At 43.3% G+C, this 14,164-nt stretch carries 11 protein-coding genes; 10 read left to right on the top strand and 1 reads right to left on the bottom strand.

Translation table 11 applies throughout. The features are described from left to right. The first annotated feature begins 5 nt into the window (after positions 1-5). The 8 genes from murD (at position 6) to lpxC (ending at position 9,568) form a co-directional block, all read left to right on the top strand. Positions 6-1,331, top strand: a complete 1,326-nt coding sequence (gene murD / locus G3R48_RS13825) for a UDP-N-acetylmuramoyl-L-alanine--D-glutamate ligase (RefSeq protein ID WP_153665587.1) — start codon at positions 6-8, stop codon at positions 1,329-1,331. Further along, complete coding sequence (gene ftsW, locus G3R48_RS13820) at positions 1,318-2,535, top strand: cell division protein FtsW (protein ID WP_153665585.1); 1,218 nt, start codon at positions 1,318-1,320, stop codon at positions 2,533-2,535. Before murD ends, ftsW begins: the two co-directional genes overlap by 14 nt. Next, positions 2,532-3,647, top strand: coding sequence for an undecaprenyldiphospho-muramoylpentapeptide beta-N-acetylglucosaminyltransferase (gene murG / locus G3R48_RS13815; RefSeq protein WP_153665583.1), 1,116 nt, complete (start codon positions 2,532-2,534; stop codon positions 3,645-3,647). The genes ftsW and murG overlap by 4 nt, the downstream gene beginning before the upstream one ends. A gap of 1 nt (position 3,648) precedes the next feature. Further along, positions 3,649-5,115, top strand: coding sequence for a UDP-N-acetylmuramate--L-alanine ligase (gene murC / locus G3R48_RS13810; RefSeq protein WP_153665581.1), 1,467 nt, complete (start codon positions 3,649-3,651; stop codon positions 5,113-5,115). A gap of 112 nt (positions 5,116-5,227) precedes the next feature. Beyond that, positions 5,228-5,995 (top strand): cell division protein FtsQ/DivIB, encoded by a 768-nt coding sequence (locus G3R48_RS13805; RefSeq protein ID WP_153665579.1) that lies wholly within the window; start codon positions 5,228-5,230, stop codon positions 5,993-5,995. Continuing rightward, complete coding sequence (gene ftsA, locus G3R48_RS13800) at positions 5,996-7,231, top strand: cell division protein FtsA (RefSeq protein WP_153665577.1); 1,236 nt, start codon at positions 5,996-5,998, stop codon at positions 7,229-7,231. Positions 7,232-7,257: 26 nt separating this feature from the next. After that, complete coding sequence (ftsZ, locus tag G3R48_RS13795; protein WP_153665575.1) at positions 7,258-8,439, top strand: cell division protein FtsZ; 1,182 nt, start codon at positions 7,258-7,260, stop codon at positions 8,437-8,439. 211 nt (positions 8,440-8,650) lie between these two features. After that, positions 8,651-9,568: a UDP-3-O-acyl-N-acetylglucosamine deacetylase gene (gene lpxC / locus G3R48_RS13790; protein WP_153665573.1), complete on the top strand. Its 918-nt coding sequence runs from the start codon at positions 8,651-8,653 to the stop codon at positions 9,566-9,568. 1 nt (position 9,569) lies between these two features. Here the strand turns inward: lpxC and G3R48_RS13785 are convergent, their stop codons facing one another. After that, the gene (locus G3R48_RS13785) at positions 9,570-10,025 is read right to left on the bottom strand and encodes a DUF721 domain-containing protein (protein ID WP_153665571.1); all 456 of its coding nucleotides are present in this window, start codon (positions 10,023-10,025) and stop codon (positions 9,570-9,572) included. Positions 10,026-10,052: 27 nt separating this feature from the next. Between G3R48_RS13785 and G3R48_RS13780 the strand changes: the two genes are divergently transcribed. Together G3R48_RS13780 and secA are read left to right on the top strand one after the other, a co-directional pair. Beyond that, complete coding sequence (locus tag G3R48_RS13780) at positions 10,053-10,955, top strand: M23 family metallopeptidase (protein WP_153665569.1); 903 nt, start codon at positions 10,053-10,055, stop codon at positions 10,953-10,955. Positions 10,956-11,006: 51 nt separating this feature from the next. Beyond that, on the top strand, positions 11,007-13,727 hold the full coding sequence (secA, locus tag G3R48_RS13775) for a preprotein translocase subunit SecA (protein ID WP_153665567.1): 2,721 nt from the start codon (positions 11,007-11,009) through the stop codon (positions 13,725-13,727). Positions 13,728-14,164 lie beyond the last annotated feature (437 nt).

The following is a 14,164-nucleotide window of genomic DNA, read 5'->3' as shown; positions in this document are numbered from 1 at the left end:
AACAAATGCAAAATGGCCATACGCATATTGTATTAGGGTTAGGTGCAACGGGGTTATCCGTTGTCCGTTATTTGGTATCCCAAGGGATTAAGCCGTTAGTCATGGATACTCGCCGCACCCCTCCAGGTGCAAGTGAGCTTGCCAATGAGTTTCATGATATTGAGCTTATTTGTGGTGGGTTTGACTGCCGAGGTTTAGTACAAGCGACTCAAATTATTGTTAGCCCCGGTATTGCTTTGGATACGCCAGAAGTACGCGCAGTGCTAGATATGGGCATTGAAGTGATTGGTGATATTGAGCTATTTGCTCGTGCGGTTGCTCATAGAAAACCATGCGTGATTGGTATTACCGGCTCTAACGGCAAATCAACGGTCACGACATTAGTTCGAGACATGTTAGTCCACGGTGGTAAAAAAGCCGTAATGGGCGGCAATATTGGTGTGCCTGCCTTAGATTTACTGCACGCAGATGTTGATTACTATGTGCTGGAACTGTCGAGTTTTCAGCTAGAGACAACATCATCACTTAATTGTATTGCAGCAACATGCTTGAACATTAGCGAAGATCATATGGATAGGTATAGCGATATTAATGCATACCGTGAGGCTAAGTTACGCCTTTATCAACAGACGCGCTTTTTAATGTTCAACGGTGACGATGCACTGACAGAACCCTTTGAACCAATGAATCAAAACACCTTTAGTTTAAGCGTTCCAGAACACGATGAGTGGGGCGTTGCAGACGGTAAAGTGTTTCATGGTAGTAGCCAAATTATGGCATTAGACGACATTAGTTTGATAGGCAGCCATAACCACGCCAACGTAATAGCGGCAATGGCGCTGGTGGATGCTTGTGACATTGATAAGCAAGTGATGATTGATATTGCGAAAGACTTTAAAGGCTTATCGCACCGTTGTGAATTAGTTGCTGAAAAAAATGGCGTGTTGTATATCAATGACTCGAAAGCGACAAACGTGGGGGCAACTGTTGCTGCCATTGAAGGCTTTAATGATCACTTAGGTGACATTTATCTGATTGTCGGTGGCGACGGTAAAGATGCTGATTTTGCGCCTTTAATACCTGCCTTGAATAAGGTTTCACAAGTTATCGCCTTGGGCAAAGATGGCGATAAGCTTGCAGCATTAAAAGAAGGCGCAATTAAAGTGAACACAATGAGTGAAGCGGTGAATGTTGCCACAGCTGAAGCAATGTCAGGTGACATTGTCATGTTGTCACCAGCGTGTGCCAGCTTAGATATGTATGCCAACTTTATGGCGCGTGGTGATGATTTTATCCAGTGTGTGGAGCAAATAACAGATGGCCAAAGCTGAACAACAACTGAGTTTGTTCAAGCGGGGTCTTAATTGGTCTTGGCTGACATTATTAGGTGAAGAGAAACCCACAGAAGTACAACTTTATGACCGTAGTTTATTAGTTGCTGTTATTGGGTTGATGGGATTTGGTTTTGTAATGGTGATGTCGGCGTCAATGCCTGAGGCTGCCAAATTAACCGGTAATCCTTATCACTTTGTTATTCGCCATTTACTGTATTTGCTTGGCTGCGTAGTGATAGCCGCATTTGTTTTACGCATAGAAGTGAAGTATTGGGAACGGTACAGCCTGCAGTTAATGTTCGCAGTGTTGTTGATGCTGATTGCCGTGTTATTTGTTGGCACAACAGTCAATGGTGCGCGACGTTGGTTATCCATCGGACCTTTGCGTATTCAGGTTGCCGAAGTCGCCAAGTTTATTTTTATTGTGTTTATGGCGGGGTACTTAGTGAGACGCCATGATGAGCTGCTCGATAACAATAAAGGTTTTTTAAAGCCCATTGGTGTTTATTGCTTGTTTGCGGTGCTGATTCTTTTCCAGCCAGATTTAGGTACGGTAGTTGTACTGTTTGTTTGTACCGTGAGTTTACTGTTTTTAGCGGGCGCAAAACTGCTTCACTTTTTTGCATTGATTATGCTGGGCGTGATCACTTTTGTATTATTGGTCTTATTTGAACCCTATCGACTTCGACGGGTAACCTCATTTATGGACCCTTGGGAAGACCCATTTGGCAGTGGTTACCAGTTAACTCAATCGTTAATGGCCTATGGGCGCGGCGACTGGTTTGGACAAGGCTTAGGTAACAGCATTCAAAAACTGGCTTACTTACCTGAGGCTCACACCGATTTTATTTTCGCCATTATTGGGGAAGAACTGGGATTTGTTGGCATTGTACTGGTGCTTAGTGTGCTTTGTTTTGTCGCTTTAAGGGCCATTCGTTTAGGTAACTTTTGTTTGAACTCACAGCGTCCGTTTGAAGGTTATGTCGCTTACGGTGTTGGGGTGTGGATTTGTTTTCAGGCCGTGGTGAATGTCGGTGCCAGTATTGGGATGTTACCAACCAAAGGGTTAACGCTGCCATTTGTGAGTTATGGCGGCAGTAGTTTATGGGTCATGACGACCGCAATTATGCTGTTAATTCGAATCGACTATGAACGGCGGTTGCGATTAATTCAAGCTATTCAAGGGAGGGCGACGTCATGAGTTCAGTTGCGACAGTAAACGCGCCTAAATTACTTGTGATGGCTGGTGGCACTGGTGGCCATGTATTTCCTGCATTAGCCGTGGCTAAGCATTTGGCTGACAAAGGTTGGCAAGTGCGTTGGCTTGGTACTAAAGACCGTATGGAAGCGCGTTTAGTGCCGCAATATGGTTTTGACATCGACTTTCTCGATATTAAAGGTGTACGCGGCAATGGCAAACTAAGAAAGCTTGCTGCGCCGTTTAAAATTATCCGTTCAATTATTCAAGCTAAGACCGTAATAAATGAATTTCAGCCTGATGTTGTGTTAGGGATGGGCGGTTTTGCAAGCGGCCCTGGTGGCGTGGCAGCTAAATTGTCAGGTATTCCAGTGGTGTTGCATGAACAAAATGCGATACCAGGGTTAACTAATCGCTTATTGTCAAAAATAGCTAAAAAAGTTTTATGTGCATTTGCAGATACCTTTGACAGTTCAGTGAAACATGTTGAGGTTGTCGGTAACCCGATAAGACAAGAGCTGGTGGTTTTAGGGCAACAGAAACCGTTGTCTTTGGCTAACCAAAGTCATGAATTAAAAGTATTAGTGGTTGGTGGTAGCTTAGGCGCTAAAGTGCTTAATGACACCTTGCCTTCCGCGCTAGCCATGTTAAGTAAGCAGCATTTGGTGACGGTATGGCATCAAGTTGGTAAGCACAATGTGGATGTTGTAAAAGCATCGTACCAGCAACAAGGCCAGCAAGATTCAGTGAATGTCACCGAGTTTATTGACGATATGGAAGCGGCGTATCGTTGGGCGGATGTTGTTGTTTGTCGCTCAGGTGCATTAACCGTGTCAGAACTTGCTGCAGTGGGTTTACCGAGCATATTAGTGCCATACCCACATGCGGTTGATGATCATCAAACTAAAAATGCGGCAGTATTACTGCAAGCTGGGGCGAGTTTTTTAATACCGCAGTCGCAAATGACGCCGCAAAGCCTTGCTGAAAAGCTATCTAGATTGGCGTCAAATAGAAATGAATTAGTCCTAATGGGACAACAAGCAAAAGGTGTGGCCGTGACTGATGCCACCCAAAGAGTCGCAGATATCTGCGTGTCTTTAGCAAGCAAGGGTTGAAATGACTAAAACGGAAAAGTACGCACAACTACGCACAATGATCCCTGAAATGAGACGGATCAAACGCATTCACTTTGTTGGCATCGGTGGTGCTGGGATGGGTGGTATTGCTGAAGTGTTACTTAATGAGGGCTACCAAGTCAGTGGTTCTGATATTGCCCCAAATACCGTCACTCAAAGGCTGATTCGCTTTGGTGCAAAAGTGATTATTGGTCATCAAGCTCAAAGTGTTAATGGGGTCGATGTTGTGGTTGTTTCAACGGCAATCGATGAGCAAAACCCAGAAATTATCGCCGCAAAAGAAAATCGTACTCCGATTGTTCGTCGTGCTGAAATGCTAGCTGAGTTGATGCGTTACCGCCACGGTGTGGCTATTGCTGGCACACATGGGAAAACCACGACGACCAGCTTAATATCTAGTGTATATGGCCAGGCAGAACGTGATCCGACCTTTGTTATTGGTGGCTTATTAAATAGTGCAGGCACGAATGCGCGCCTAGGTACAAGCCGTTACTTGATTGCTGAAGCCGATGAAAGTGACGCGAGCTTTTTACATTTACAACCCATGGTTAGTGTTGTCACCAATATTGAAGCTGATCATATGGATACCTATGGCGGTGATTTTGAAGTATTAAAAAATACCTTTGTTGATTTTTTGCATAATTTACCTTTTTATGGTGTGGCAGTGATATGTATTGATGATGACGTTGTGCGCGAACTTATGCCAAGAATTGGTCGTAAGTTAGTGACCTATGGGTTTAGTGATGACGCTGACATACAAGCCATTGATTTTGACCAAAGCGGACATCAATCGCGCTTTAATGTGAAACGCGTCGGTAAACCTGATTTAGCCATTACTTTAAATTTACCCGGCCAACATAATGTATTAAATGCACTCGCGGCGATAGCAGTTGCTACCGAAGACGACATTGAAGATGACGCCATCGTCAGTGCTCTTGCAAGTTTTGAGGGGATTGGGCGTCGCTTCCAGCATTTGGGCGAATTTAACACCTCAAATGGTAATGTCATGTTAGTTGATGATTACGGACATCATCCAACCGAAGTCGCTGCAACCATCAAAGCCGCACGTGCAGGTTGGCCTGACAAGCGCTTGGTGATGGCTTATCAACCCCATCGATTTAGTCGGACACGTGATTTATATGAAGATTTTGTTGAGGTATTATCGCAAGTTGATTGCCTGATACTGCTTGATGTTTATGCCGCTGGAGAAGCGCCTGTCCCTGGGGCCGATGGACGTGCATTATGCCGTTCTATTCGTGCTCGCGGTCAGTTAGATCCTATTTTTGCTGCGACACCTGAACAGTTAGCATTAGTATTGCCCGATGTGTTGCAAAATGGCGATTTATTGCTCACTCAAGGAGCAGGGAATATTGGTGCTTTATCGCAACAATTAGCCTCAAATTGCTTAGGGTTTGATTTAATAAACAATAGTGTTGGAAATGATTGATTTGCTGATGAATTTTTAAACAGTAATTCAAACTTTAATAGTCGTTAAATGGGCGATATAATGGCCGATTTCTGTGCAGAAAACCGTATTCGAATAATGGAGTGGCAGTAAGTTGTCTTGGAGTCAAAAAGGACGCCAATTAACGCAATCCTTAAAACAAGTTAATTGGTACTTGTGTACGGGGTTATTGTTCTTATTCAGTGTAATATTTGGCATTGGCTGGATTGCGCATTCATTACATGATGTATTGAATGATGCAGATGCTCTACCGATTGAGGCTATTGCTGTAAAAGGTGAGCGACAGTTTACCTCAGATGCTGAAATTCAACAGGCGCTGCAATCAATGCTAGCGAATAGCTTTTTTAACGCTGATGTCATGGATGTTCAAAAAGCCTTAGAAGCGTTGCCATGGGTTTATCATGCATCGGTAAGGCGGGAGTGGCCAGCAAAATTTAAAGTGACACTGCAAGAACAACAAGCACTTGCTCACTGGAATGTCGCGTCATGGGTGAATGTTAAAGGTGAGGTCTTTGATGCATTGATGCATCCAGAACTCGAAAACTTACCTTTACTTGCTGGGCCTGAAGGTTCAGCAAAAGAAGTGTTAACTGTTTATCAGCAACTTAATGAGCTTTTAAGTATAAATGGGTTTAATTTAGCCAGCTTACATTTAAGTCCACGTCATGCGTGGTTTGCTGTGCTCGATAACGGCATCAAAATTGATTTAGGGCGAGAAGACAAGATGTCTCGCGTGCAACGCTTTATTAATGTATACCCGACACTGATGCAGTCGGATAAAAAGATAGACACGATAGATTTGCGATACGATACCGGATTTGCGGTAGGCTGGCAGAAAACTAAAAAAGAGAATCGACGATAAATGACCAAAAATCTCGAAAAGAACCTCATTGTAGGGTTAGACATTGGCACATCAAAGGTTGCGGTTATCATTGGTGAAGTGCTGCCAGACGGAGAGATAAGCATTATTGGCTTAGGTAACCATCCGTCACGCGGTATGGATAAAGGTGGTGTTAACGACCTTGACTCTATCGTCCGTAGTGTTCAGCGTGCACTTGACCAAGCCGAGTTGATGGCAGATTGCCAAGTATCATCGGTTTATCTCAGTATTTCGGGTAAACACATTGCTTGCCAAAATGAAAATGGCATGGTGTCGATTAATGATGAAGAAGTCACACAAGAAGACGTTGATAACGTGATCCACACTGCCCGGTCAGTGAAGATCCCAACTGAGCGTCGTATTTTGCATGTGTTACCGCAAGAATACTCTATTGATGTGCAAGACGGCATTAAAAGTCCAATTGGTATGTCAGGCATGCGTATGGAAGCCAAAGCTCACATTGTGACTTGTGCTAATGACATGGCCAAGAACATCACCAAAAGTGTTGAACGCTGTGGCTTAACCGTTGACGATTTAGTGTTTGCGGGTATTGCATCTGCTGACTCGGTGTTAACAAGCGATGAAAAAGACTTAGGTGTTTGCTTAGTTGATATTGGCGGTGGCACGACTGATATTGTGGTTTATACCAGCGGTGCGCTTCGCCATTGTGCGGTCGTACCTGTTGCCGGTAACCAAGTGACGAGCGACATTGCAAAAATCTTTAGAACACCACAGCCTAATGCAGAGCAAATTAAAGTGCAGTACGCCAGTGCTCGCAGTAATCGCGTTAGTCGTGAAGAAAGTATTGAAGTTCCTTCAGTGGGTGGGCGTCCATCTAGGAGTATGTCACGTCATACGCTTGCTGAAGTGGTTGAGCCACGATATGAAGAATTGTTTGAGTTAGTTCTTAAACAATTGAAAGACAGTGGTCTTGAAGAACAAATTGCAGCAGGCATCGTTTTAACCGGTGGTACATCGTCAATAGATGGTGCCGTAGACATTGCTGAAGCAACATTTGGTATGCCAGTTCGTGTGGCATCACCATTGCCTGTAAAAGGCTTATTTGAACAAGTGGATAAACCAATTTATTCAACTGGAATTGGTTTATTGCATTATGGGGCGAGAAGGGTGATTGAGCGTCAATACGAGCGCCCAGATCGTCAAGGGGTTACTAGCTTTTTAAACAGGGCAAAAAGCTGGTTTAAGGGTGAATTTTAATAACGCATACAAACGGAGATCAGACAATGTTTGAGATCATGGACACTCATTCAGACGAAGCGGTGATTAAGGTCATCGGCGTCGGTGGCGGTGGCGGAAACGCTGTTGAACATATGGTTAAACACAGCATCGAAGGTGTTGAGTTTATCGTAACAAATACAGATGCACAGGCGCTGCGTAAATCAAGCGCTGGCTCGACAATCCAGTTAGGCCGAGATGTGACTAAAGGTCTTGGTGCTGGAGCTAACCCAGAAGTGGGACGTCAAGCTGCAGAAGAAGATAAAGAAAACATCCGCTCGGCTATTAAAGGCTCAGACATGGTGTTTATCGCTGCTGGTATGGGTGGCGGAACCGGTACTGGTGCCGCACCTGTTGTTGCAGAAGTTGCACGTGAAGAAGGCATTTTGACTGTGGCTGTTGTGACTAAGCCGTTCCCATTTGAAGGCAAAAAGCGTATGACTTATGCCGATCAAGGGATTGAGCAACTTGCTAAACACGTTGACTCATTGATCACTATTCCTAATGAAAAGCTATTGAAAGTATTAGGCCGTGGTACATCATTACTTGACGCTTTTGCTGCCGCGAACAACGTATTGTTAGGCGCAGTGCAAGGTATTGCAGAGCTAATTACCCGTCCCGGTTTAATTAACGTCGATTTCGCCGATGTCAAAACTGTTATGTCTGAAATGGGTAATGCCATGATGGGTACCGGTGTTGCTAAAGGTGATGACCGCGCTGAAGAAGCTGCAGAATCTGCAGTGGCGAGCCCGTTACTAGAAGATATTGATCTAGCTGGTGCACGCGGCGTATTGGTTAACATTACTGCCGGTATGGATATCAGTATTGAAGAGCTTGAAACCGTAGGTAACCATGTCAAAGCATATGCTTCTGACAATGCAACTGTGGTTGTGGGCGCAGTGATTGACCCTGAAATGAGTGAAGAGCTACGCGTGACGGTCGTTGCTACTGGTATTGGTGCTGAGAAAAAGCCTGATATTCAATTAGTCTCAAAGCCTGTGGCACCTCGTCCAGAGCCGGTAGCAGCAGAACCAGCTGTTGTAACACCAGAAGTTATTGATGATGCTCAAGCACAAACTTCAGCACCGACATATACTTCAGGTAATGCGGCACAGCAAACGGCAACTGAAACACGTAGCGATCCAGAATATCTTGATATTCCAGCGTTCTTACGTAAGCAAGCCGACTAAATTATCTTTGCTTTGCCCGATTAGATAACAACATAATCGGGTTGTTAAGTTGAGTTATTCAGTGCAAGCAGCTACACGTATACTCCCAATATGTGGCTATTTTTTTGTTAATAGTCAAAATTGTGATAGCATACGTGTCCAGCTATGCACGGTGCTTAGCGTCAATTTAGTGCATCTAATTGTTTATTAAGAAATTTAACGGGTAACTGACATGATTTTTCAAAGAACAGTTCAAAAAATGGTAAGAAGCATTGGTGTCGGATTACACTCTGGCAACAAGGTCACTCTATGCATTTTACCCGCACCTGCTAATACAGGCATCATTTTAAAGCGTACAGATTTAAATCCAGTAGTGTCTATTCCTGCTAAGGCGCATCTTGTACGTGAAACAACAATGTGCACTGCACTTGTTAATGATGATGGTGTGCGAATTTCAACAATTGAGCATCTTTTTGCCGCGCTTGCCGGTCTTGGCATTGATAACGCGGTTATCGAAGTCGATGCACCTGAAATTCCAATTATGGATGGCAGTGCTAGTCCGTTTGTTTTTTTACTGCAAAGCGCAGGAATTAAAGAACAAGCAGCACCAAAAAAATACCTTAAAATTACCAAGCCAATCCGTGTTGAAGACGGTGATAAATGGGCTGAGTTAAAGCCATTTAAAGGTTTTAAAGTTGACTTCAAAATTGATTTCAATCACCCCGAAATCTCAAGAAGCCAGCAACATATGGTAATGAACTTTTCCACTTCGGCATTTGTTAAAGATATCAGCCGCGCAAGAACCTTTGGTTTTATGCGTGATATTGAATATCTTCGCGCAAATAATTTAGCGCTAGGCGGCAGCATGGAAAATGCTGTTGTGCTTGACGAGTATCGTGTCCTTAACCCCGATGGACTGCGTTATGACGATGAGTTCGTTAAGCACAAAATTCTCGATGCATTCGGTGACTTATATGTTGCTGGACATGCTATTGTCGGTGAGTTTTGCGCATACAAAACGGGTCATGCACTCAATAACCAACTTGTAAGAGCGTTACTTGCTCAACAAGAATCTTGGGAGTTGGTAAGCTTCGAAAATGAAGCTGAGGTGCCAGTGAGCTTTATGGTGCCAGGCGCCATTGGCGTTTAAGTTAATCGTTTTGCCTATTACGGCTGGCTAATGCAGCCAGCCGTTTTAGTTTTACGCCCAGTGAACCTTCCACATTGTCAGCTAATGCTTCAATATGTTTAGCAGATTGCGCACTGATTTTAGATTGGTTTACAGTTTGATGGCGCTCAACTTTTGCTAATCGAGGATTTATTTTTACCTCAATAGCGGTTAGCATCGGTAATGTTTCAGCCTGAAGTTGTCGTAGTAGTTTAGGCTTTTGGAAATTAACTCTGGCAGCCCACGCTGCAGAAGTTGTTTCAATAACAAGAACACCCTGGCGGAGATTGGCCACATGAAGCTGATCAGCCACAGGACCAATTAATACCTGTTTCACATGATAGTTCAGGTTATTAATGAGTTCTGCTTTCTCAGCAAGTTCAGGAAATGAACCTGATAAATGTAATAAACTGCTGAGATCCTGAGGGGGCTTTTTCATATGATAATTAAATGGCTAAAATAGGCTATGAGTGTAACAGTTTTTATTCAAGGTCGAAATGGCGTTACTCGCTGGCAGCCAGGTAAGCGATGGTTTCTTTTGCCGCTGATGCTGATGGTTGCAGGTACAGGATTGTATCAATACACCGAAGACCGTTTTGCCGAACAACAGGCGCAGGTTGACGACAACAAACACCTTCGCGAACAACAAAAGCAGCAAGTCGTTGAACTTAAGTCTGCTACAGAATCCCAACTGGCTCTGCTCGTCACGCACGTGGCAAAATTGCAGGCCAAACTCACCCGTCTAGAAGCATTAGGTCAACAAGTTGCAGATAACAATTTACTGACTGAACAATTCGATTTTTCTGATGAAGTCGGACTAGGTGGTATGAATGAAATAGGTCGAAAAATTGAACTCAAACAATTAATCGATGACATGAATTCTTTGGCATCAAGAATAGATAATAACAATACTCAGTTATCTTTACTTGAAACTGTCTCTTCTAATCTCCATATAGATAAAGAGCGCTACATTTCTGGCAGACCGATCTCCACAGGTTGGTTATCGTCTGCTTATGGTTTACGTAATGATCCTTTCACCGGTCGACGGACAATGCATAAAGGTATTGATTTCGCTGGGAGTGAAGGTGCTGATGTAATTGCCACTGCTGCAGGGGTAATTACATGGTCAGGAAGTATGTTTGGTTATGGCGAGTTAGTGGAAATCGATCATGGTAATGGTCTCCACACTCGGTATGGACATAATAAAGCTTTGTCAGTAAACGTGGGTGATGTCGTGGCCAAAGGCGATATCATTGCCAGCATGGGAAGTACAGGTAGGTCAACCGGCCCACATGTGCATTACGAGGTATTACGAAACGGACAACAAATTGACCCACGAAAATTTGTTTATCGTAAAGCCAGTTTATAAATTCGGTTTTTGCGCTCATCGAGCCAAGCCATCAATAGATAAGTGATTAAGATGTTAGGTAAATTACTGACAAAAGTATTTGGAAGTCGCAACGACCGTACCCTGAAAAGTCTTGGCAAAATTGTCAAAAACATTAATGCATTAGAAGCTGAGTACCAACAGCTTTCTGATGAAGAGCTTAAAGCGAAAACTGCTGAGTTTCGTGAGCGTATTGAAGGCGGTGAATCAATTGAAGCCTTAATGGCTGAAGCCTATGCCGTTGTGCGTGAAGCCTCAACCCGTGTATTTGGTATGCGACATTTCGACGTACAGCTACTTGGTGGCATGGTGTTAGACAGCAATCGCATAGCTGAAATGCGTACCGGTGAAGGTAAAACGCTTACTGCAACCTTACCAGCTTATTTAAATGGTTTAACCGGTAAAGGTGTTCACGTCATTACAGTCAATGACTACCTTGCTCGTCGTGATGCTGAAATTAACCGTCCATTATTTGAATTCTTAGGTTTTACTGTCGGGATTAACGTTGCCGGTTTAGGACAAGCAGAGAAAAAAGAAGCGTATAATTCTGATATCACATACGGTACCAATAATGAATTTGGCTTCGATTACCTTCGTGACAACATGGCATTTTCTCCAGAAGAGCGTGTGCAACGTCCTTTACATTACGCCTTAATCGATGAAGTCGACTCAATCTTAATTGATGAGGCGCGTACTCCGTTGATTATCTCAGGTGCTGCAGAAGACAGTTCTGATTCATACACCAAGGTAAATACCTTTATTCCACAACTTATCCGTCAAGATAAAGAAGACACCGAAGACTATGTCGGTGAAGGTGACTTCAGTATTGACGAAAAAGCCAAACAAGTGCATTTGACCGAACGTGGTCAAGAAAAAGTAGAGAAGCTGCTTATCGAACGTGGCATGTTGTCAAATGATGACTCGTTATATTCAGCGGCAAACATTTCTTTACTGCACCATGTTTATGCAGGTCTACGTGCTCATAAATTATTTGAACGTGATGTTGATTATATTGTTCAGGATGATGAAATTGTTATTGTTGATGAACATACTGGCCGCACGATGCCAGGTCGTCGCTGGTCAGAAGGTTTACACCAAGCTGTAGAAGCAAAAGAAGGTGTGAATATTCAAAACGAAAACCAAACATTAGCGTCAATCACATTCCAAAACTACTTCCGCCAATACGAAAAACTAGCGGGTATGACAGGTACTGCCGATACAGAAGCATTCGAATTCCAACACATTTATGGATTAGACACTGTCGTCGTACCAACAAACCGTCCAATGGTCAGAAAAGACATGGCCGATTTAGTTTATCTGACCGCACAAGAAAAATATGATGCGATCATTAAAGATGTTCTAGGTTGTCGTGAACGTGGCCAACCCGTTTTAGTTGGTACTGTCTCTATTGAGCAATCAGAAGTATTAGCAACGTTATTACAACAAGCAAAAATCCCTCATAATGTCTTGAATGCTAAATTCCACGAAAAAGAAGCTGACATCGTAGCTCAAGCTGGTCGACTCGGTGCTGTAACAATTGCGACTAACATGGCAGGTCGTGGTACCGATATCGTATTGGGCGGTAACTGGAATATGGAAGTGGCAGCGCTTGCAAATCCATCAGACGCGGATATTGCTAAAATTAAAGCTGACTGGCAAGTACGCCACGATGAGGTCGTGGCAGCAGGTGGCTTACACATTCTTGGTACCGAACGTCACGAATCACGTCGTATTGATAACCAATTGCGTGGTCGTTCAGGTCGTCAAGGTGATTCAGGTTCATCTCGTTTTTATCTTTCTATGGAAGATAGCTTAATGCGCATCTTCGCCTCTGATCGTGTATCAGGCATGATGAAAAAACTAGGGATGGAACAAGGAGAAGCGATTGAACATCCTTGGGTATCTCGTGCAATTGAAAATGCCCAACGTAAAGTCGAAGCCCGTAACTTTGATATTCGTAAGCAATTACTTGAATACGATGACGTGGCCAATGATCAACGCCAAGTGGTTTACTCTCAACGTAATCAATTGATGGATGCGGAAAGTATTGAAGATACCATCCGTAATATCGAACAAGACGTTATTACCGATATCATCAATCAATACATTCCACCACAATCAGTAGAAGAATTGTGGGATGTTGCCGGACTTGAGCAACGCCTTAAAAATGAGTTTAGCTTAGGGTTAACTATTCAAGAATGGTTAGACAATGAAGATGACCTACACGAAGAAACCCTTCGTGAACGTATTCTTGAAACTTGGGTGACATCATATAAGAATAAAGAAGAAATGGTTGGCGAAGGCGTTTTACGTCAGTTTGAAAAAGCCGTCATGCTTCAAACCTTAGATGGTTTGTGGAAAGAACACTTAGCGGCGATGGATCACTTACGTCAAGGTATCCATTTACGTGGTTATGCACAGAAAAACCCTAAGCAAGAGTATAAACGTGAGTCATTTGAATTATTCCAACAAATGTTGGACTCATTAAAGAATGACGTCATCAGTATTCTGTCTAAAGTTCAAGTGCAAGCTCAATCAGATGTAGATGAAATGGAACAGCGCCGTCGTGAAGAGCAAGAAAAGATCCAACATGATTATCAACATGCTGGCTCACAGGCACTCGGTGAAGAAGATTCAGCTGTACCAGAAGCACCTAAAACCGTTATTCGTGAAGGTGAGAAAATTGGTCGTAACGATCCATGTCCATGTGGTTCGGGCAAAAAATACAAACAATGCCATGGTAAGTTGTCTTAATCGCAACATACCGTGAAATAAAAGCAGCGCACTTGCGCTGCTTTTTTGTATCTGCATAAAAAAATGGCCTGCAGACAAGCAGACAAGCAGACAAGCAGACAAGCAGACAAGCAGACAAGCAGACAAGCAACCAATCTAACCATTTAAATTGATTTTATGTTTATCTATAAAGCGAATAACAAGTCCCAGCAATCGTCGTCAAAATGGCTATTTAAATATGAAATGTGGATAAAATTGAGGATAACTAGTGAGTTAAATGTGCGTAAATAGGCAATTTGGTATTTATTGAAAAAAAAGTGATTTTTTTAATAAAAAGCCCTTGCGCAGTTCTAAAATCTCCCTATAATGCGCATCCACTGACACGGCACAGCAGCAAATACAACGTGTAAACGAAGTACTTGCCAGCACCGAGCCAGCTTGGTTTAAGACGCTAATTG

Origin of the sequence: Shewanella intestini, assembly GCF_018221465.1 — a bacterium.
Classification (GTDB): domain Bacteria; phylum Pseudomonadota; class Gammaproteobacteria; order Enterobacterales; family Shewanellaceae; genus Shewanella; species Shewanella intestini.
This window is presented reverse-complemented; position numbering and strand designations above follow the sequence as displayed.